The following is a 19,720-nucleotide window of genomic DNA, read 5'->3' on the forward strand; positions in this document are numbered from 1 at the left end:
AAGCGGAGAACGAAAAAAAGGGCGGGACCTCGCAGCCCCGCCCTTCAATACCACCGGAAATCGTGAATCAGCCGCGCCGCGCGCAGTACATCGCCTGCGCCGGCAGCGCCAGCTGCGAACCCTCGGCCTGCCCCGCATCCGGCCCCGGCACGTGCAGCGCGTGCCAGTCGCCCGCCGGCAACGCCACCTGCACCGCCTCGGCCGACAGGTTGAACGCCAGCAGCAGCGTCTCATCGCCATGCGTGCGTTCAAACATCAGCACCGGTTCGGCCGTCTCCAGGAAACGGATGTCACCCAGCAACAGCGTCGGCATCGTCCGCCGCCAAGCCAGGAATTGGCGGAACGCGTTCAACACCGAGTGCGGATCGTGTTCCTGCACCGCCACCGCCGCCGTGCGGTGTTCCTCCGGGATCGGCAGCCACGGCGTACCCGTGGTGAATCCCGCCAGTGGCGCGTCCAGCCACGGCATCGGCGTGCGGCACCCGTCGCGGCCCTTGAAGTTCGGCCAGAAGGTGATGCCGTACGGGTCCTGCAGCGCCTCGAACGGCACGTCCGCTTCGCCCAGGCCCAGCTCTTCGCCCTGGTACAGGCAGATCGAGCCACGCAGCGAGCACAGCACCGCCACCAGCAGGCGCGCCAGCCGCGGCTGCGCGGGGTGCCCGCCCCAGCGGGTCACGGCGCGCTCCACGTCGTGGTTGGAGATCGCCCAGCACGGCCAGCCTTCGGTCATGGTCGCTTCCAGCCGCGACACGGTGTCGCGGATGTAGGCGGCGCTGTAGTCCTTGACCAGCAATTCGAAGCTGTAGCCCATGTGCAGGCGGCCCGGCGCGGTGTACTCGGCCGTGGTCGCCAGCGAATCCTCGGCGGAGATCTCGCCCAGGCTGACCGCACCCGGGTACTGGTCCAGCAGCCCGCGCAGGCGCTCGATGAACGGCAGGTTCTCCGGTTGGGTGTTGTTGTAGTAGTGGTACTGGTAGGCGTACGGGTTGTCGGTGCTGAAGCCCCGACCGAGGCGCTTTTCCAGCGGCTTGGCCGGGTTGTCGCGCAGCTGCCTGTCGTGGAAGCAGAAGTTGATCGAATCCAGGCGGAAGCCATCCACGCCCCGGTCCAGCCAGAACCGCACGTAGTCCAGCGTGGCCTGCTGCACGGCCGGATTGTGGAAATCCAGGTCCGGCTGGTCGGCCAGGAAATTGTGCAGGAAGTACTGCTCGCGGCGCGGCTCCCACTGCCAGGCCACGCCACCGAAGATCGACATCCAGTTGTTGGGCGGGGTGCCGTCTTCGCGCGGGTCGGCCCACACGTACCAGTCCGCCTTGGGATTGGTGCGGTCCTGGCGGCTCTCGCGGAACCAGGCGTGCTCGATCGAGGTGTGGCTGAACACCTGGTCGATCATCACCTTCAGGCCCAGCGCATGCGCCTTGGCCAGCAACCGGTCGAAATCGGCCAGGGTGCCGAACAGCGGATCGACATCGCGGTGGTCGGCGATGTCGTAGCCGAAGTCGGCCATGGGCGAGGTGAAGAACGGCGAAATCCAGATCGCGTCCACGCCCAGCGAGGCCACGTAATCCAGCCGTTCGATGATGCCGGGCAGGTCGCCCACGCCGTCACCGTTGGCATCGAGGAAACTGCGCGGGTAAATCTGATAGATGACGGCACCGCGCCACCATGGAATCTGCGTCATCGAGGGCCCCCCTCCGGGCTTCCAGGGCGCCCTCCCAGGGCACCAGAACGTACCCGACAAGCTTAGCGGCGTGCCCTTGGCGGTGGCGCTGTTTGCATACGTATTCACGCCCTGCCCGGCCCCGGAACGCCTTCGCGGGCGGAACACGTCCGCACCGCCTATAATTCCGCCCACGCCTGAAAGTCAGACCGCATGACCATCACCGAAGACACCCGCCCCGCGCTGGGCCTGCCCCAGATCCAGTCGCTCGCCGCGCCCGACATGGCCGCCGTGGATGCGCTGATTCGCCGCCGACTGTCCTCGGATGTCGTGCTGATCAACCAGATCGCCGACCACATCATCTCCGCCGGCGGCAAGCGCCTGCGGCCGATGCTGGTCATGCTGGCCGGCCACGCGGTCGGCCAGGCCGGCCCGGAGCACCACCAGCTGGCGGCGATCATCGAGTTCATCCACACCTCGACCCTGCTGCACGACGACGTGGTGGACGAATCCAGCCTGCGGCGCGGCCGCAGCACCGCCAATGCGCTGTGGGGCAATGCCCCCAGCGTGCTGGTCGGCGATTTCCTGTATTCGCGCAGCTTCCAGCTGATGGTCGAACTGGACCGCATGCCGGTCATGCAGATCCTGGCCGACACCACCAACCGGATCGCCGAAGGCGAGGTGCTGCAGCTGCTGCACGTGCACAACCCCGACACCGACGAAGCGGCCTATCTGCGCGTGATCGAGCGCAAGACCGCAGTGCTGTTCGCCGCCGGCACCCGCCTGGGCGCGCTGGCCAGCGGCGTGGACGCGGCCACCCAGCAGGCGCTGTACGACTACGGCATGCACCTGGGCTACGCCTTCCAGATCGCCGACGACGTGCTGGACTACTCGGCCAACGCCGATGAGCTGGGCAAGAACCTGGGCGACGACCTGGCCGAAGGCAAGGCCACCCTGCCGCTGATCCACGCCATGGCCCATTCGGACGCCACCACCCGCGAGCGCCTGCGCGACATCGTGCAGAACGGCAACGCCGATGCGATGCCGGAAGTATTGGCCGCCATCCACGCCACCGGCGGCCTGGAATACAGCCGCCGCCGTGCCGAGGAATACGCCGATGCCGCCGAGCGCGCGCTCGATGGCCTGGCCGACAATGATGCTGTGGCCGCGCTACGCGGCCTGGCCCGCTACGCGGTACAGCGTTCGCATTGACCCGGACGCGGGGTGGAATCCGGTAGCGCCGGCCGTTGGCCGGCCCAGGCGGTCCGTGGGCCGGCCAACGGCCGGCGCTACCGATTTTCCGATCACCGCTTGTCGAACAACCCTTCGAAGAACGTATCCAGGCTCTTCCACGCCCGCTTCGCCGCCCGCTCGTTGTACAGGCAGCCCGGCGGGCTGTTGGCATCGGCTTCGGCGAAGCAGTGCACCGCCCCGCTGTAATTGGTGAATTCCCAATCGACCTTGGCCGCGTTCATCTCCTGCTCGAAGCTGGCGATGTCGTCCTTGCTCACCCCCTTGTCGTTGGCGCCGTTGAGCACCAGTACCGACGGGTGGGTGCCACCGGCCTTGGCCGGCAGCGGCGAACCCAGCCCGCCATGCAGGCTGACCACGCCGGCCAGCGGCGCACCGGCACGGGCCAGCTCCAGCACCGTGGTGCCGCCGAAGCAGAACCCGACCGCGCCGATCTTCGAGGCATCCAGCGGTGCGTTGCCGGCCTGGGCCTTGAGCACTTCCAGCGCCTTCAGCGCGCGGGCGCGCAGGACCGGGCGGTCATTGCGCAGCTGGGTCGCCACCGGGCCGGCTTCGGCGTCGGTCTTCGGGCGCACGCCCTTGCCGTACACGTCGGCCACCAGCACCACGTAGTCGTCGCCGGCCAGCTGTTTGGCCTTGGCGATGGCCGAGTCGTTGACGCCCTTCCAGTTCGGCACCATCACCAGACCGGGGCGTTTATCGTTGTCTTCGTCGTCGTAGACCAGCACCCCGCTGAAGGTGGCGCCTTCGTGCTGCCACTCCACCGGCCTGGCCTGCATCGCCGCCATTGCCGGCAGCGCCGTCATGCCCAGCACCAGTGCCGCACCCCACTGCCATTGCTGCTTCATGCGCCTGCTCCTCTGGAAAGAGCCTTATGAAAGCACAGGGTGCGTGATGCGACGTAGAGCCACGCCCTGCGTGGCTGCGACCACGCCAGGCACTCCGAAGCCACGCAGGGCGTGGCTCTACGGCCGGGAACGGTCTTGACGGGTCAGGCGATCCCGAGCCCCGGGATCGCGGTGATCTGGTCCGGATCGAACCCGGCCAACTCGGCGAAATGCCGGCCGCGCGCGACGTAATCCTTGTATGCGCCGTAACTGGGTGCGCCCGGCGACATCAACACCACTCCACCCTGCGCGCCCAGCGCGGCACGTGCCAGGCGCACCGCTTCATCCAGATCCGCCGCCGCATGCAGCCCAAACCGCCCGGCTTCCGCCAAGGGCTGCAACAGCGCATGGATGCGCGGGCCGTTGGCGCCCATCGTGACGATCTCCACCGGCGGCACGTCGTGCGCCATATGGTCCACGAAGTCGTGCCAGTCCAGCCCACGGTCATGCCCACCCACCAGCAGCGCGATGCGCTGGCCAGCGAAGCATTCCAGCGCCGCCAGGCTGGCATGCGGCGTGGTGCTGATCGAATCATTGACGAAGCGCAGCCCATTCCGGCTGCCAATGGTCTGCAGGCGATTGGGCAGTGGGCGAAAATCCTGCACGGCCGGGGCCAGCGCCACCGCGCCCAGACCCAGCGCCTCGATCGCCGCCAATACCGCACACAGGTTGCCGCGGTTGTGCCGACCCGGCAGCGGCGTGTTCGCGGTATCGAACACCGCCTGCCCGCCGCGATAGACCCATTCGCCACGCATATGCCAGCCCAGCGGCTGGTTGAACCACACCACCTCGCTGTCCGGCAGCGACAGCGCGGCCAGGTGCGGGTCGGCTGCGTTGAGTACGGCAATGCGCGGCGCCGCGGCAGTCACCAGCGCCAGCTTGTCCTGGATGTAGCGCGCCTCACTGCCATGCCAGTCCAGGTGCTCGGGGAACAGGTTCAGCACCACCGCCACCTGCGGGTGCGCACCACTGCGCGCCACTTCGCCGGTCTGGTAGCTGGACAGCTCCACCGCCCAATAATCCGGTGCCGGCTGCGGATCCAGCACCTCCAGCAGCGGCAGGCCGATATTGCCCACCAACCCGGTGCGCGCACCCGAGGCACGCAGCAGATGGGCCAGCAGCGAGGTGGTGGTGCTCTTGCCCTTGGTGCCGGTCACGCACACCGTGTTGCGCACCGTGCCTTCTGCATCGGCGTGCTCGGAGAACCACAACGACGTACCGCCAATGAACTGCGTACCCCGCGCGGCGGCTGCAACGGCGGCCTCGCCGTAGGGACTGATCCCCGGCGACTTGATCACCACCTCGAACGCGGCCAGCGTTTCGCCGCTGACATCCGAACGCACCCGCAGTGCACTCCCCGCCTCGGCGCGCGCAGCGGCGGCCTCGGCCTCGGGGCAGAACAGGGTCAGGGCCAGCGCGGGCAGGCGCTGGCGAAGGACGGCGAAGGCCGCGCGCCCCTCGCGCCCCCAGCCCCACAGCGCTACGCGCCTGCCTTCAAGCTGCGAAATTCGCACGCAGGCGCTCCCAGATCGCCGCCGGAATCCGGTGCTCGCCTTCCAGCACCAGCAACGGCTCGATCTGCAGCTCGGCGCGGTCCAGATGCGGCTGGATCTCCTGGATGAAGCGCTTCACCAGCGCGTCCTCGTTCCATTCCGGGCGCGCCGCGAGGGTGGCCATGGCCGCACGCGATTCACGGCCTTCGCCCACGCATTCGAACGGCTTGTGGTCCTGGAATTCCAGCAGCGCATCGAAGCCGCCGGCCTGCTCCATGTCATCCAGCAGGTTGCGGCCGAAGATGCGCACCAGCCGGGTCTTGGGCATGAACGGGGCCAGCGCCAGGAACACGAAGTGGCACTTCGGGCACACCCCGCACCAACGGTTCACCGGGCGCTCGCCCAGGATATGGAAGTTGCGGTTGCAGCTGGAGAAATGCGCGTCGTAGAAATCGGTCCTGGCGAACTGACGGGCCACCGCCAGCTCCGACAGCGGGCGCAGCAGCGAGTAGTAATGCAGGTCCGCCGCCACGTGCTTTTCAAGGTGTTCGCCGAAGGCCTGTTCGAAGGCCCAGCCCTTGGACCACTGGTGGTTCACTTCGCCGGTGCCCGGGATCTGGCTGCCGTAGCTGGCCGAACGCTCGTTGGAGAACACCACCTGGTCCACGCCCTGCAGCAGCGCGGCCAGCACCATGATCGCCGAGTTCACCGCGGTGACCGGGATATGCCCGTTCCACGCGCCCTGGCGGTTGAGCTCGAACAGCTCCGGGGCCAACGTGCGGCCGATGTTGAGCATCGGCAGGCCGGTACGCTCGGCGCAGGCGCGGATCAGCTGCGAACCGCCGATCCAGGTCACCGTTTCGGCGATGCCCAGCGTGCGCAGCGCTTCAATGCTGACCAGCGAATCCTTGCCGCCGCCGATGGCCACCAACGCGTGTTCGCGCAATCCCACGGCCGGCGCATTGACCGCTTGGCCGTCCACCGGCAGGCGGAACCGCCCGCGCAGGTTCAGCCCGTTGCGGTAGGCGAACTCGCCCAGCCCATTGAGGTACACCGTTTCCACCAGCGCGGCGGTGTCGGCGTCGATGCTGTAGCTGTCGATCCGTACCTGCTCCGGCACTGCGGCCTTGTAATAGCTGACGCCGGCAAACAGGTGCAGCAGGCGCAGGGCCCGCTGCACGGCCTCGGCGCGGGCGTCGTCCAGCACGAACGGCGCGCCGGGAATGCTGACCGTCTCGACCAGCTCCGGGCCGTTGTCGAAAGCGTAGACCAGCTGCGCCACGCCGGTATCCGCTGCGAATTCGCAGCGGACGAAGCGGAAGCAGGCAACCTGGTGTTTATCGAAAGCAGTCATGGGGTGTCCGGTGAGGCAGTAAGGGAAACCAACGGGAGGCGCTCAGGGCACATCGTCGATGATGTCCTCGCGCGGCAGCTCGCGCTGGTTGTAGGTGTTGGCCATGACGTAGCCGTAGGCGCCGGCGTCGGCGATCAGCATCACGTCGTCCGGCGCAGTGGAAACCGGCAGGCGACGGCGCTTGCCGAATACATCGCTGGATTCGCAGATCGGCCCGACCACATCGAACAGTGCCTCGGAATACCCGCCGAAGCGGCTGAGGTTCTCGATGTCATGCCAGGCGTCGTACAGCGCCGGGCGCATCAACGTATTCATGCCCGCATCCAGGCCCACGCGGCGCACGCCGTCCTTCTCCACCACCTGGGTGGCGGTGGTGAGCAGCACGCCGGATTCGGCCACCAGGTAACGGCCTGGTTCGATCGCCAGGCGGAACGCCGGGTGCACCGCCTTGACCTCGGCCAGGCCCACGGCCCAGGCATCCAGGTCGAACGGCTCGTCATCGGCGCTGTACGGAATCGGCAGGCCGCCGCCGATATCGATGGTTTCCACGCTGCCGATCCGGCGCGCGAAACCGGCCAGTTCGTCGCACATCAGGCGCCAGTGCTGCGCCGTTTCCACGCCGCTGCCCAGGTGGGCGTGCAGGCCGACCACGCGGGTGCCCAGCGCTTCGGCCAGGCGTACGAATTCGTCCACGCGGGCGATCGGCAGGCCGAACTTGGAGTCCTTGCCGCCGGTGCGGACCTTGGCGTGGTGGCCTTCGCCACGGCCCAGGTCCACGCGCAGCCACAGCTCGCGGTTGCGGAACAGGTCCGGCCAGCGCTGCAGCGCTTCCACGTTGTCCACGGTGACGGTCACGCCCAGTGCGAACGCGGCTTCGTACTCGGTACGCGGTGCGAAACTGGGGGTGAACAGCACCCGGCGCGGCGACAGCGTCGGCAGCACGTTGAACACGTGCTTGAGCTCACCGTGCGACACGCATTCCAGGCCGAAACCTTCCTGCTCCAGCAGCTCCAGGATGGCCGGGTGGCTGTTGGCCTTGATCGCGTAGTAGCGCTGGTCGATCGGCTTGATCGCGGCCAGCGCGCGGGCGCGGGCACGCACCGTGGCAAGGTTGTACACGTAGCGCGGCGTGCCGGCCTGGGCCAGGTGCAGCAGGTGCTCGCGCTGGCCGCGCCACCAGGCGGTCTCGCGCGGCCGGATAGTGCCGGCGATCTCGCGCCAGCGCGGGCCGAACACTTCGCCCTCTTCCACCGGCATCGCGCCACTGTCGATCAGTTCGGCGTGCAGGATCGGCAGCAGGCCGTCGGCGTCGGCTTCGTCGATGACGAAGGTCAGGTTGAGGTCATTGGACGACTGCGAAATCATGTGCACGCGCTCGCGCCCGAAGGTCGCCCACACGTCCGACAGCTTGTGCAGCAGCGAGCGCATGCCACGGCCGACCAGGGTGATCGCCGCGCACGGCACGATGATCTTGACCTTGCAGATCTGCGACAGGTCGGCCGACAGCGCGGCCAGCACATCGGTATTGACCAGGTTTTCGGACGGATCCAGCGACACGGTGACGTTGGTTTCGGCCGAACCGATCAGGTCCACCGACAGCCCGTGCTTCTTGAACAGCCCGAACACATCGGCCAGGAAGCCGACCTGCTGCCACATGCCGATGCCTTCCATCGACACCAGCACGATGCCGTTGCGCCGGCTGATCGCCTTCACCCCCGGCACCGGTGCGGCGTTGCCGTCGATACTGGTGCCCGGCAGTTCCGGGCGTTCGGTATCCAGGATCGCCATCGGCACGCCGGCATCGCGGCACGGCTTGATCGAACGCGGGTGCAGCACCTTGGCGCCGGTGGTGGCGATTTCCTGCGCTTCGTAATAATCCAGGCGGGTCAGCAGGCGCGCGTCGGGCACGTCCTTCGGGTTGGCGCTGAACATGCCCGGAACGTCAGTCCAGATTTCCACGCGGCTGGCACCCAGCAGCGCGCCGAAATAGGCGGCCGAGGTATCCGAACCACCACGGCCGAGGATGGCGGTGCCGCCATCGGCGTGGCGCGAAATGAAGCCCTGGGTGATCAGCATGCGGGTCGGCTGGGCACGGAAGGCCGCGGCCCACTCCGCATCCGAACGCCACTGGCAGTTCACCGACAGGCGCTGCGACCAATCGCTCTGGTTGGGCTGCGGCGGCAGCGCCTGCAGCCACTCGCGCGCATCCATCCAGCCGAAATCCAGGCCGCTGGCGCGCAGGTAGGCCGCGCCGATGGTGGAGGACAGCAGTTCGCCCTGGCCCAGCACGTCGGCCTGCCACTCCAGCGGGCGCGTGGCGGCGCGCGGGTCGTCCAGCAGGCCCTGCAGCGCGGCCAGGCGCACGTCCAGCGCCCCGGGATCGAGCTCGATCTCGGCCAGGAACTCGCGGTGGCGGGCCACCAGCGCATCCACACGGGCGCGGCTGTCGGCAGCGCCATCGGCGATCGCGGTCAGTTCATTGGTCACCCCGGACAGGGCCGACACCACCACCAGCACGCGCGCACCGGTTTCTTCCGCACGTTTTTTCGCCAGCTTCCCGATCGTGTCCCAGCGGTGACGACGCGACACGGAGGTGCCGCCGAACTTCAATACGATCCAGCGATCGACAAGGGGGGAAGCTGACATGGAGGTAGGAATGGGTAGGTAGTGGGGGGATGGACCCGGCACGCCGGGCCGAACCTCTGATTCTATGCCAAGCCAAGCCCTGGCAGGGCCTGCGCGGCGGCATTGCCTGCCCTGCCCGGCACACCCGGCCCAGCTTGCTAAGCTGCCCGACCGTTCCGCCAGATCGATCTGCCATGACTGCCCGCCGCTTCCTCCAGCTTGACGTATTTTCCCCTTATCCCGGCGCGGGCAATCCGCTGGCCGTGGTGCTGGACGCGGAGGGCCTGGACGACGCGCGCATGCAGGCCATCGCCCGTTGGACCCGCCTGCCGGAAACCACCTTCGTGTTCGCCCCGCAGGCGCCAGGTGCCAGCTACCGCATCCGCATGTTCAGCCCGCAGAAGGAAGTGCCGTTCGCCGGCCACCCCAGCGTGGGTACTGCCCATGCGGTGCTGGACGCCGGCCTGGCCACGCCGGTGGACGGCCTGCTGGTGCAGGACGGCATCGCCGGGGCCCTGCCGCTGCGGGTGGCGGGCGAAGGAGCTGCGCGCAGCATCGCCATCCGCACCCCGCGCGCGGCGGTGGCCGAGGTGACCACTGCGGCCGATCCGCGCCTGCAGGCCGCGCTGGCCGGCTGGCCGCTGGGTGAACTGCCGCCGGCACGCATGTCCGGTGGCCGCAGCTGGTGGGTGATGGAACTGGCCGATGAAGCGGCGTTGCGCGCCCTGTCGCCGGACTGGGACGCGGTGGCCGCGCTGGCGGAAAGCACCGACAGCATGGGCGTGTTCGCCTATGCGCGCAGCGCCGGCGCGGCGTACCAGCTGGCGGTACGTGCTTTCGTGGGCAATGGCCGGCGCTTCGAAGATGCTGCCTCCGGCGCGGCCAACGCCGTGCTGGCCGCGTGGCTGGACAGCCGTGCCGCGTTGCCGGGTCGCGAGGGCAGCTATGTGGTCAGCCAGGGCCGCGAAGTCGGCCACGACGCGCGGCTGACGCTGCACGTGGACGCCGACGGCGAGGTGTGGTCCGGCGGCCAGGTGCAGACGGTGATCGAGGGAACGATCAACTGGTGATATCCCGGGGCGACGTAGCGCCACGCCCTGCGTGGCTGCACCTCGTTCCGGCACCGCGCAGCCCCGCAGGGCGTGGCTCTACGGGTGCCGGCTGTTGGCTGGCACCTTGGTCCATCAACCGGCCAGTTCGGCTTCCAGGCTGATCGGCACCGAGCTCAGCGCCTTGGAAACCGGGCAATTCTGCTTGGCATCGTCAGCAATGCCGCGGAACTGCGTGGCGTCGATATTGGGCACCACCGCTTTCACCTTCAGCGTGATCTGCGACAGCTGCGGGCCGCCTTCCATCGACAGGTCGACCTTGGCTTCGGTGTCCAGCGAGGTGGGCACGAAGCCGGCCTCGGTCAGCTTGGCCGACAGCGCCATGGTGAAACAGCCGGCATGCGCGGCGGCGATCAGTTCTTCCGGGTTGGTGCCCTTCTCGTCGCCGAAGCGGCTGCTGAAGGCATAGCGGGTCTTGTCCAGCAGGCCGCTCTGCGGCGTGCTCAATTGTCCCTTGCCTGTCTTGAGGTCACCTTCCCAGTGCGCGGTGGCGTGACGCGAAATGCCCATCGGTAGATCCTTAGCGGGTGAATGGCAGCACCAGCGTAGACCGGCGGGCGTTAGCGCCGTGTCTGGTCCTGCCGGCCTGCGTCGTGCGGCCGCACCCGACCATCCCCGCCGTCATCGCGCCCGCCCCTGGCTGCGATGCAAAGCGCTGTTTTCAAGGTGTTTTCAAGCAATTTCAGCCTATCTTCGCGGCCCGACGAGCCGCTCCGACCCCGTCGCACGGACCGTTTTTTTGGGCATGTCCTGATGCACTGCAGTAACCGCAAACGCAGAAAAGCCGAATTTTTATGCGTTTGCCTATTGGCGCCGCCGCATTGTTGCCCTACATTTCGCTTGCCGATGGGTTCGGCGCGACCACACAACCAACCGATCACGGAACAGGAAACCATGGCAAAGACCGCTAAGAAGGCTGCCCCGAAGAAGGCAGTGAAGAAAGTCGCTACGAAGGCCGCCGCAAAGCCGGCCGCTCCGAAGCCGATCAAGGAAGTGCTGACCAAGTCCGGCCTGGTTGCACACATCGTCGAAGCCTCTGGCGTTGTCGCCAAGGACGTCCGCGCTGTGCTGGCCTCGCTGGAAACCGCAGTGGCCTCCTCGGTACACAAGAAGGGCGCCGGCAGCTTCACCCTGCCGGGCCTGCTGAAGATCACCACGGTCAACGTTCCGGCCAAGCCGAAGCGCAAGGGCATCAACCCGTTCACCAAGGAAGAGCAGTGGTTCGCCGCCAAGCCGGCCACCACCAAGCTGAAGGTGCGTCCGCTCAAGAAGCTCAAGGACGCCGCGCTGTAATCTGCGCGCTTCCTGCAGCACCCGGACGGGACGGCCTTGGCCGTCCCGTTCTTTTTTGGCCACTGCGCGGGCAGCGAAACACAGCGTTGCCAAACCCCGCCTGCGCCGTCACGCCCCGCGCACACCCAGTCGCCACGGCCCTTGCAGCCGGTGCCTGCACGACCAGAACGCACAAGGTGGAACACTGCGTGCGGCCGCGCCTGTCGCCCAGCCCGCTCACCGCGCCTAAGGTGGGCCCATCCCCCCACAGTGCACCGCCATGGCCAGCCCCTCGCAACGCTATCGCATCACCGTTACCCCGATCGAAAAGGACGGGCTGCAGTGCAGCGGACGCTGCACGATCGAACTGGAACACCGCGCCCAGCAGGATTGGATGCGGCTGCTGGAAGCCGCCCGCCGCCAGGCCGGCCTGAGCGGCGACGAGCGCGCCGCGGCCATCGTCGCCACCCAGCTCCTGCAGGACCTGGCACGCCGCCATGCCGAAGAACCCACGCACCCGCTGACCGCACTGCAGCCGAAACTGGACGAGGTGCTCAGCGCCCTGGATGCCATCCAGCGCGCACCCTGAAACCACCGCTACACTCTGCCCTCCATGGGGGAGAGTGCGTCATGCGTCGAATTGTGTTCCTGCTGCCGCTGCTGTTTGCCGGATGTTCCTGCCAGCCCGATCCGGCCCCCGGGGAGACGCCCGCGAGCGCGGTGGCGACCGACTCCGCAGCCGCTTCACCTGAGGCTGCTCCGGCGCAGGGCGAAGGCCTCGCCGCCATGGCGCCGCCGGTACTGAGCGCGGTGGCCCCGGATGCGCCGAGCGAAACCATCACCGTACGCAACTACATTTATGCCCTGCTGGGCAGCGACCGCAAGCGCTCCGACGCGTTCTGGAGCGGCGGCCACACCAGCGCGCGCCCCGACGACGCCGTGTTGCGCACCATCCCGCAGCTGCGCAACCTGCGCGTGGACACCGACATCCCCATCGCCCGCGACACCGCCCAACCCTCGCGCCTGCGCGAAGTGCCCGTGCGCATCCGCGCCATCACCGCCGACGGCACCTTCCATTACAACGGCTGGTACCGCCTGCAACCGCGCCCCGATGGCAGCGGCTGGGAAATCCTCAGCGCCTCGCTGCAGCCCGCGCTGGATTGACCGCGCAGCCACGCAGGGCGTGGCTCTACCCGTTGACGTAGAGCCACGCCCTGCGTGGCTGCACATCATTGGGGCCCATGAAGCGCCGATTCAGCCCAACGCGCTATCGTGTCGGCATCTCCATCCAGCGCCCGGCCACCATGAAGCTACGCCCCCTGTTCACCCGCATTGCCGCCTGCACCGTCCTCATCGCCGCCGCCGTCGGCGCGCAGGCGGCCCCGAGCATTTCCGGCCGCGAACTGTCGGTCGGCGCCACCGACGTCCAGCAGTACCTGGACGGCAGTTTCCCGCGCACCCAGGACGCCCTCGGCGGCCTGATCGCGATGACCATGAGCCACCCCACCCTGACCCTGCCGCAGGGCAACCGCCTGGACCTGGGCTTCGACGTGGCGCTGGCCACGGCCGGCAGCACGCCGGCGCCGCTGGGCAAGGTCAAGCTGAGCAGCGGCCTGCGCTACGACGCGCAGACCCAGGGCTTCCACCTGGACCAGCCGACGGTGGACGATTTCACCCCGGCCAACAACGGCGGCAAGCTCGATTCGCGCACACGCGGCCTGCTCAACACGTTCCTGGTCGATTACGCCCGGCGCGAGCCGATCTACAAGATCGACCCGACCGTAGGCGCCCTGCTCGGCGCGCTGCAGGTGCAGTCGGCCCAGGTCCAGAACGGCAAGCTGGTGGTCACCTTCAACCAGGACCTGGGGAGCCTCGTTCCCGCAGGCGTCCTCGGCAACTAACCGGTAGCGCCGGCCGTTGGCCGGCCCTCGAGGTGTCCAGCACGTCCGCGTGCTGGGACGACCCGTCGCACCAACCGCCTGCATGGGCCGGCCAACGTTATGCCCGCCGTCCTGGCGCCCCCCCTCCGGGCCATCGCTTCGCGATGTTGAGAACGGCTCCTGCCGTTCTCTTCGGCGCTACCCGCCCAAGCGAAAAACGCCTTTGGCGTTTATCGCTTGGGCTGCAACATCGTCCCGGTGCACTTCTTCGAGCCGCAGCGGCATTCCCAGATCTTCTTCAGGCGCGCGGTGTGGCGCTCGGCCAGGGTGATGCCGTAGTTGTAGGTCAGCTCATCACCCGGTTTGATGTCCTTGATCGCCTCGATGAACACCTTGTCCTCGCGGCGGTTGTCGCCCTCGGCTTCCTCGATGACCGCCTCGCAGTTGGGGTCGCAGCTGTGGTTCAGCCAGCGCGCATCGTTGCCTTTGTAGTTGGCATCGATGACGTAATCGTCGTTCAGGGTGAACAGGAAGGTATGACCGCTTTCCACATCCCCGGTATCGTCGGCATCCACATCGGCGTGGCTGCGCAGCAGGCCCTTGTACTGGATGACCCGCTCACCCTTCTTGAGCGGTGCCAGCGCGAACACGCCATTGCCGTGAATGGCGGACTTGCGGGCTTGAATCTTCTTGGGCATCTGGCTGGCCGTTACGTTGGGATAGGCGATTCTCGCTTAATCTTTGTGATCATGACCACCTGAACAGGATGGGTTGGATGCCCGGGCATAAAAGCGTACAATTTCAGTCCGCTTTATGGCTCTGTCCTCCCCATGCTCCGCGTTACCAAGCTTACCGATTACGCCACCGTCGTCCTGACCGTCCTTGCCGCTCGCCCGGGCGAGGTGCTCAGCGCGACCGAACTGGCGGAATTTGCCAGCCTTGAGCCGCCCACCGTGAGCAAGCTGCTCAAGCCGCTGGCCCAGGCCGGGCTGGTGGAAGGCCTGCGCGGCGTGCGCGGCGGCTACCGGCTGACGCGCCGCCCCGACCAGATCAGCCTGTTCGAGATCGTCGAAGCCATGGAGGGCCCGCTGGGCCTGACCGAGTGCGCGCACGACCACAGCCAGTGCGAACGCGAGCTGCAGTGCGGCGCGCGCAGCAGCTGGCGGCTGATCAACGACGTGGTGTCCGACGCACTGCGCAAGGTCACCCTGGCGCAGATCCTGCCCCCTCTTCCCCTTGTTGACGCCCCCCGCCGCGTGATCGCGGCGGATGTCGTCTCCTGATCCACAGGCAGCCCCCATGGCCACCGATACCCTCGACACCGTCGCCCCCGGCGATACCCCCAACCGCGAGATCCACGAGCAGCTCGGCCGCAAGTATTCGGCTGGCTTCATCACGGACATCGAATCGGATTCACTGCCGCCCGGCCTGGACGAGGACACCATTCGTGCCCTGTCGGCCAAGAAGGAAGAACCGGAGTGGATGACGCAGTGGCGCCTGGACGCCTACCGCCACTTCCTGACCATGCCGATGCCGAACTGGGCCAAGCTGCAGATCGCCGCGATCGACCTGCAGGCGCTCAGCTACTACTCCGCGCCGAAGGGCCCGAAGTACGCCTCGCTGGATGACGTGCCCAAGGAACTGCTGGACACCTACGACAAGCTGGGCGTGCCGCTGCACGAGCGCGCCAGGCTGGCCGGCGTGGCGGTGGACGCGGTGTTCGACTCGGTTTCGGTCGGCACCACCTTCCGCAAGGAACTGGCCGAAAAGGGCGTGATCTTCTGCTCCATGTCCGAAGCCATCAAGGAACACCCCGAACTGGTCAAGCAGTACCTGGGCAGCGTGGTGCCGGTGGGCGACAACTACTTCGCCGCGCTGAACTCGGCCGTGTTCTCCGACGGCAGCTTCGTGTTCATTCCCAAGGGTGTGCGCTGCCCGATGGAACTGAGCACCTATTTCCGCATCAACGCCGGCCACACCGGCCAGTTCGAGCGCACCCTGATCATCTGCGAGGACAAGGCGTACGTGTCCTACCTGGAAGGCTGCACCGCGCCGATGCGCGATGAGAACCAGCTGCACGCGGCAGTGGTCGAACTGGTGGCGCTGGAAGATGCCGAGATCAAGTATTCCACCGTGCAGAACTGGTACCCGGGTGATGAGAACGGCGTGGGCGGCATCTACAACTTCGTCACCAAGCGTGCCGAATGCCGTGGCGCGCGCAGCAAGGTCACCTGGACCCAGGTCGAGACCGGTTCGGCGATCACCTGGAAGTATCCGTCCTGCGTGCTGCTGGGCGACGATTCGGTGGGCGAGTTCCACTCCGTGGCGCTGACCCATCATCGCCAGCAGGCCGACACCGGCACCAAGATGATCCACATCGGCAAGCGCACCAAGAGCAAGATCGTCAGCAAGGGCATCAGCGCCGGCCGTGGCCAGAACACCTACCGCGGCCTGGTCAAGGTGGACCGCAATGCCGATGGCGCGCGCAACTACACCCAGTGCGATTCGCTGCTGATCGGCAAGACCTCCGGCGCGCACACCTTCCCGTACATCGAGGTGAAGAACCCGAGCGCTACGGTGGAGCATGAGGCTACTACGTCCAAGATTTCCGACGACCAGATGTTCTATTGCCGCGCGCGTGGCATTGATCAGGAAAACGCGGTGTCGATGATCGTGGATGGCTTCTGCAAGCAGGTGTTCCGCGAGCTGCCGATGGAGTTTGCCGTCGAAGCCAAGAAGCTTCTGGAAGTTTCGCTGGAAGGGTCTGTAGGCTGACCACCAGCACGCCTTCGTTTTACATTTTTGCCACGCAGGGCGTGGCACTACGCGGGCCTTGGTTCGCATATTGGAAAGATCATCATGTTGAAGATTGACAACCTCCACGCCCGCATCGGCGACAAGGAAATTCTCAAGGGCCTGTCGCTGGATGTTAAGCCAGGCCAGGTGCACGCCATCATGGGCCCCAACGGCGCGGGCAAGTCCACGCTGGGCAACGTGCTGGCCGGCCGCGAAGGCTATGACGTCAGCGAAGGCAGCGTCCAGTTCGAAGGCCGCGACCTGCTGGACCTGGCGCCGGAAGAGCGCGCCGCCGCCGGCCTGTTCCTGGCCTTCCAGTACCCGGTGGAAATCCCCGGCGTGAACAACACCTACTTCCTGCGCGCCGCGCTCAACGCCCAGCGCAAGGCGCGCGGCGAGGATGAACTTGACTCCATGCAGTTCCTCAAGCTGGTGCGCCAGAAGCTGGCCGTGCTGCACCTGAAGGATGAGCTGCTGCACCGTGGCGTCAACGAAGGCTTCTCCGGTGGCGAGAAGAAGCGCAACGAGATCTTCCAGCTGGCCGTGCTCGAGCCGAAGCTGGCGATCCTGGACGAGACCGACAGCGGCCTGGACATCGATGCGCTCAAGAGCGTGGCCGACGGCGTCAACGCGCTGCGCTCGCCGGACCGTTCGTTCCTGGTCATCACCCACTACCAGCGCCTGCTCGACTACATCAAGCCGGACGTGGTGCACGTGCTGGCCGATGGCAGGATCGTGCAGAGCGGCGGCCCCGAACTGGCCCTGGAACTGGAAGCCCACGGCTACCACTTCCTGAAGGACCGCGTGGTGCCGGAGGCAGCGGTCTGATGAGCGCCCTGCTCGATTCCCTCGCCGCCGGCTTCTGCGGCGGCGACGCCCGCCGCGCCGAGCTCGACGCCGCCCTGCAGGCTGGCCTGCCGGGCCCGCGCAGCGAAGCCTGGAAGTACACCTCGCTGCGCCAGCTCGAACGCCGCACGTTCCAGCCCGCACCGCTGGCCGCACCCGACATCGACCCCGCCCTGCTGGCCGACATCCCGTCGCCGCGGCTGGTGTTCGTCAACGGCCGCCCGTCCGCCGCGCACAGCGACGTGTCCGCGCTGCCGGCCGGCGTGCAGGTGCAGACCCTGTCCTCGGCGCTGGCCGCCGGTGAGGACGCCCTGCGCTTCCTGGGCCGCCGCTTCGAACGCAGCGAAGAGATCTTCGCCCGCCTCAACGCCGCCCTCGCCGACGAAGGCGTGCTGGTGCGCGTGGACGACGGCGTGCAGGTCGACACCCCGCTGCAGCTGGTCTTCATCAGCGCCGCCGGCGGCCCCGACCTGGCCTGGCACCACCGCCACCTGATCGAACTGCGTGCCGGCGCCGCGCTGGGCGTGGTCGAGCATCACCTGGATGCCGGCGATGCCGCGCACCTGGGCAACACCCTGGTGCACGTACACCTGGCCCAGGACACGGTGCTCTCGCACGCCCGCGTGCAGGCCGACGGCAGCCGCGCCACCGCCCTGCTGCGCACCGACGCGGTGCTGGCCCGCAACGCGCAGTACCGCCGCGTGGACCTGGAACTGGGCGCCGCGCTCAGCCGTCACGAACTCAACGTGCGCCTGGAAGGCGACAACGCCCAGCTGACCGCCAACGGCGTGCTGCTCGGCAACGGCCGCCGCCATGTCGATACCCGCCTGGGCATCGAACACATCGCGCGCGATACCACCTCGGAAATGGTGTGGCGCGGCGTGGCCGCCAACCGCAGCCGCGTGGTGTTCCACGGCGGCATCCACATCCGTGCCGGCGCCGACGGTACCGATGCGAACCTGTCCAACAAGAACCTGCTGCTCTCGGCCGATGCCGAAATCGATACCCAGCCCACGCTGGTGATCGACGCCGACGAAGTGAAGGCCGCACATGGCGCCACCGTCGGCCAGCTCGACGCCAACGCGCTGTTCTACCTGCGCTCGCGCGGCCTGCCGGCCCAGCAGGCCCAGCAGCTGCTCAGCGCCGCGTTCTGCCATGAGCCGCTGAACATGCTCGACGCCCGCCTGACCGAACAGCTGCGCCGCCAGCTGGATATCGCGCTGGCCAAGGCAGGCGTGGCATGAACCTCTCCACCCCGCGCCCGATGGCCGACACCGTCGCCGCCCCCGACTGGGACCGCGTGCGCCTGGACTTCCCGCTGCTGATGCGGGAAGTGCACGGCAAGCCGCTGGTCTACTTCGACAACGCCAACACCGGCCAGAAGCCGGTACAGGTGATCGGCGCAGTGGACGAGTATTACCGCCGCTACAACGCCAACGTCAGCCGCGCGGTGCACGCGCTGGGCACCGAGGCCACCGACGCCTACGAAGGCGCGCGCACCAAGCTGGCGCGCTTCCTCAACGTGCGTGCCAGTGAACTCATCCTGTGCAGCGGCACCACCTTCGCCATCAACCTGGTGGCCTATTCATGGGCCCTGCCGCGCCTGAAGGCAGGCGATGTCATCCTGGTCTCGCGCATGGAGCACCACGCCAACATCGTGCCGTGGCAGCTGGTCGCCCAGCGCACCGGCGCCACCCTCCGCGTGGCCGAGATCACCCCGGACGGCGCCCTGGACCTGGACGCCCTGCGCAGGGCGATGACCCCCGAGGTCAAGCTGCTCGCCGTGGCGCATGTCTCCAACGTGCTGGGCACGGTCAACCCGGTGCGCGAGATCTGCCGTGAAGCACGCAAGCGCGGCATCGTCACCATGGTCGATGGCTCGCAGGCCGTGCCGCACCGCAAGGTCGACATTGCCGCCATCGGCTGCGACTTCTACGCCATCACCGGCCACAAGATGTGCGGCCCCACCGGCACCGGCGCGCTGTGGGCCAAGCGCGAACACCTCGATGCCATGCCGCCGTTCCTGGGCGGTGGCGAGATGATCAAGGAAGTCAGCTTCGAGGGCACCGTGTTCAACGACGCCCCACACAAGTTCGAAGCCGGCACCCCGAACATCGCCGGCTTCATCGGCCTGGGCGTGGCGGTGGACTACCTGGAATCGTTGGGCCTGGACCACGTGGAAGCGCGCGAAGGCGAACTGCTGGCGCACTTCACCGAAGAACTGAACAAGATCGACGGCCTGCGCATCTTCGGCACCACGCCGGACAAGGCGGCAGTGGTGTCGTTCCTGATCGAAGGCGCGCATGCGCACGACCTGGCCACCCTGCTGGACCTGGAAGGCGTTGCCATCCGCTCGGGGCAGCACTGCGCGCACCCGCTGCTGCAGTACTACGGTGTGGCGGCCACGTGCCGGGCATCGCTGGCGTTCTACAACACGCATGCCGAGATCGAGCGGTTCATGGCGGCCTTGAACAAGGTTCGCAGGCTGCTCGGCTGAGCAAACCCGCACGCCATAGGCCGCGCCACTGCTACCCGCCACCGGCGCCC

At 67.6% G+C, this 19,720-nt stretch carries 18 protein-coding genes; 11 read left to right on the plus strand and 7 right to left on the minus strand.

What is annotated here, in order from left to right:
* Positions 1–67 precede the first annotated feature (67 nt).
* Complete coding sequence (locus WIX41_RS04280) at positions 68–1,681, minus strand: alpha-glucosidase family protein (RefSeq protein WP_339445920.1); 1,614 nt, start codon at positions 1,679–1,681, stop codon at positions 68–70.
* 192 nt (positions 1,682–1,873) lie between these two features.
* Here WIX41_RS04280 and WIX41_RS04285 point away from each other — a divergent pair, with 192 nt between their 5' ends.
* Positions 1,874–2,872 carry a polyprenyl synthetase family protein gene (locus tag WIX41_RS04285; protein WP_339445921.1) on the plus strand — a complete coding sequence of 333 codons (999 nt, stop codon included), beginning with the start codon at positions 1,874–1,876 and terminating at the stop codon, positions 2,870–2,872.
* 92 nt (positions 2,873–2,964) lie between these two features.
* On the opposite strand, the gene WIX41_RS04290 is transcribed toward WIX41_RS04285, so the two are convergent.
* From WIX41_RS04290 to WIX41_RS04305, 4 genes are all read right to left on the minus strand, one after another.
* On the minus strand, positions 2,965–3,759 hold the full coding sequence (locus tag WIX41_RS04290) for a dienelactone hydrolase family protein (RefSeq protein WP_339445922.1): 795 nt from the start codon (positions 3,757–3,759) through the stop codon (positions 2,965–2,967).
* A gap of 143 nt (positions 3,760–3,902) precedes the next feature.
* The gene (murD, locus tag WIX41_RS04295) at positions 3,903–5,312 is read right to left on the minus strand and encodes a UDP-N-acetylmuramoyl-L-alanine--D-glutamate ligase (RefSeq protein WP_339445923.1); all 1,410 of its coding nucleotides are present in this window, start codon (positions 5,310–5,312) and stop codon (positions 3,903–3,905) included.
* On the minus strand, positions 5,293–6,645 hold the full coding sequence (murL, locus tag WIX41_RS04300) for a UDP-N-acetyl-alpha-D-muramoyl-L-alanyl-L-glutamate epimerase (protein WP_339445924.1): 1,353 nt from the start codon (positions 6,643–6,645) through the stop codon (positions 5,293–5,295). Before murL ends, murD begins: the two co-directional genes overlap by 20 nt.
* A gap of 42 nt (positions 6,646–6,687) precedes the next feature.
* On the minus strand, positions 6,688–9,291 hold the full coding sequence (locus WIX41_RS04305; RefSeq protein ID WP_339445925.1) for a bifunctional aspartate kinase/diaminopimelate decarboxylase: 2,604 nt from the start codon (positions 9,289–9,291) through the stop codon (positions 6,688–6,690).
* A gap of 173 nt (positions 9,292–9,464) precedes the next feature.
* On the opposite strand from WIX41_RS04305, the gene WIX41_RS04310 reads away from it, so the two are divergent.
* On the plus strand, positions 9,465–10,340 hold the full coding sequence (locus WIX41_RS04310) for a PhzF family phenazine biosynthesis protein (RefSeq protein ID WP_339445926.1): 876 nt from the start codon (positions 9,465–9,467) through the stop codon (positions 10,338–10,340).
* A gap of 114 nt (positions 10,341–10,454) precedes the next feature.
* On the opposite strand, the gene WIX41_RS04315 is transcribed toward WIX41_RS04310, so the two are convergent.
* Positions 10,455–10,889: an OsmC family protein gene (locus WIX41_RS04315; protein ID WP_339445927.1), complete on the minus strand. Its 435-nt coding sequence runs from the start codon at positions 10,887–10,889 to the stop codon at positions 10,455–10,457.
* Between the two features lie 384 nt (positions 10,890–11,273).
* On the opposite strand from WIX41_RS04315, the gene WIX41_RS04320 reads away from it, so the two are divergent.
* From WIX41_RS04320 to WIX41_RS04335, 4 genes are all read left to right on the plus strand, one after another.
* The gene (locus tag WIX41_RS04320) at positions 11,274–11,672 is read left to right on the plus strand and encodes an HU family DNA-binding protein (RefSeq protein WP_339445928.1); all 399 of its coding nucleotides are present in this window, start codon (positions 11,274–11,276) and stop codon (positions 11,670–11,672) included.
* 259 nt (positions 11,673–11,931) lie between these two features.
* Entirely contained in the window at positions 11,932–12,240 is a 309-nt protein-coding gene (locus tag WIX41_RS04325; protein ID WP_339445929.1) for a DUF3861 family protein, read from the plus strand.
* 41 nt (positions 12,241–12,281) lie between these two features.
* Positions 12,282–12,815 carry a hypothetical protein gene (locus tag WIX41_RS04330; RefSeq protein WP_339445930.1) on the plus strand — a complete coding sequence of 178 codons (534 nt, stop codon included), beginning with the start codon at positions 12,282–12,284 and terminating at the stop codon, positions 12,813–12,815.
* A gap of 140 nt (positions 12,816–12,955) precedes the next feature.
* The gene (locus tag WIX41_RS04335) at positions 12,956–13,552 is read left to right on the plus strand and encodes a hypothetical protein (protein ID WP_339445931.1); all 597 of its coding nucleotides are present in this window, start codon (positions 12,956–12,958) and stop codon (positions 13,550–13,552) included.
* A 209-nt stretch (positions 13,553–13,761) separates the two neighbouring features.
* Here WIX41_RS04335 and WIX41_RS04340 read toward each other — a convergent pair whose 3' ends face one another.
* Entirely contained in the window at positions 13,762–14,229 is a 468-nt protein-coding gene (locus tag WIX41_RS04340) for an SET domain-containing protein (protein WP_339445932.1), read from the minus strand.
* A gap of 132 nt (positions 14,230–14,361) precedes the next feature.
* On the opposite strand from WIX41_RS04340, the gene WIX41_RS04345 reads away from it, so the two are divergent.
* The 5 genes from WIX41_RS04345 to WIX41_RS04365 all read left to right on the plus strand — a co-directional run bounded on the left by WIX41_RS04345 (position 14,362) and on the right by WIX41_RS04365 (position 19,670).
* Positions 14,362–14,814 carry an SUF system Fe-S cluster assembly regulator gene (locus WIX41_RS04345; protein ID WP_339445933.1) on the plus strand — a complete coding sequence of 151 codons (453 nt, stop codon included), beginning with the start codon at positions 14,362–14,364 and terminating at the stop codon, positions 14,812–14,814.
* Positions 14,815–14,830: 16 nt separating this feature from the next.
* Entirely contained in the window at positions 14,831–16,306 is a 1,476-nt protein-coding gene (sufB, locus tag WIX41_RS04350) for a Fe-S cluster assembly protein SufB (RefSeq protein WP_339445934.1), read from the plus strand.
* 84 nt (positions 16,307–16,390) lie between these two features.
* On the plus strand, positions 16,391–17,155 hold the full coding sequence (gene sufC / locus WIX41_RS04355) for a Fe-S cluster assembly ATPase SufC (RefSeq protein WP_339445935.1): 765 nt from the start codon (positions 16,391–16,393) through the stop codon (positions 17,153–17,155).
* The gene (sufD, locus tag WIX41_RS04360) at positions 17,155–18,417 is read left to right on the plus strand and encodes a Fe-S cluster assembly protein SufD (RefSeq protein WP_339445936.1); all 1,263 of its coding nucleotides are present in this window, start codon (positions 17,155–17,157) and stop codon (positions 18,415–18,417) included. Before sufC ends, sufD begins: the two co-directional genes overlap by 1 nt.
* The gene (locus tag WIX41_RS04365) at positions 18,414–19,670 is read left to right on the plus strand and encodes a cysteine desulfurase (RefSeq protein WP_339445937.1); all 1,257 of its coding nucleotides are present in this window, start codon (positions 18,414–18,416) and stop codon (positions 19,668–19,670) included. The genes sufD and WIX41_RS04365 overlap by 4 nt, the downstream gene beginning before the upstream one ends.
* Positions 19,671–19,720 lie beyond the last annotated feature (50 nt).

This window comes from Stenotrophomonas sp. AB1(2024) (genome assembly GCF_037482345.1).
GTDB lineage: Bacteria > Pseudomonadota > Gammaproteobacteria > Xanthomonadales > Xanthomonadaceae > Stenotrophomonas.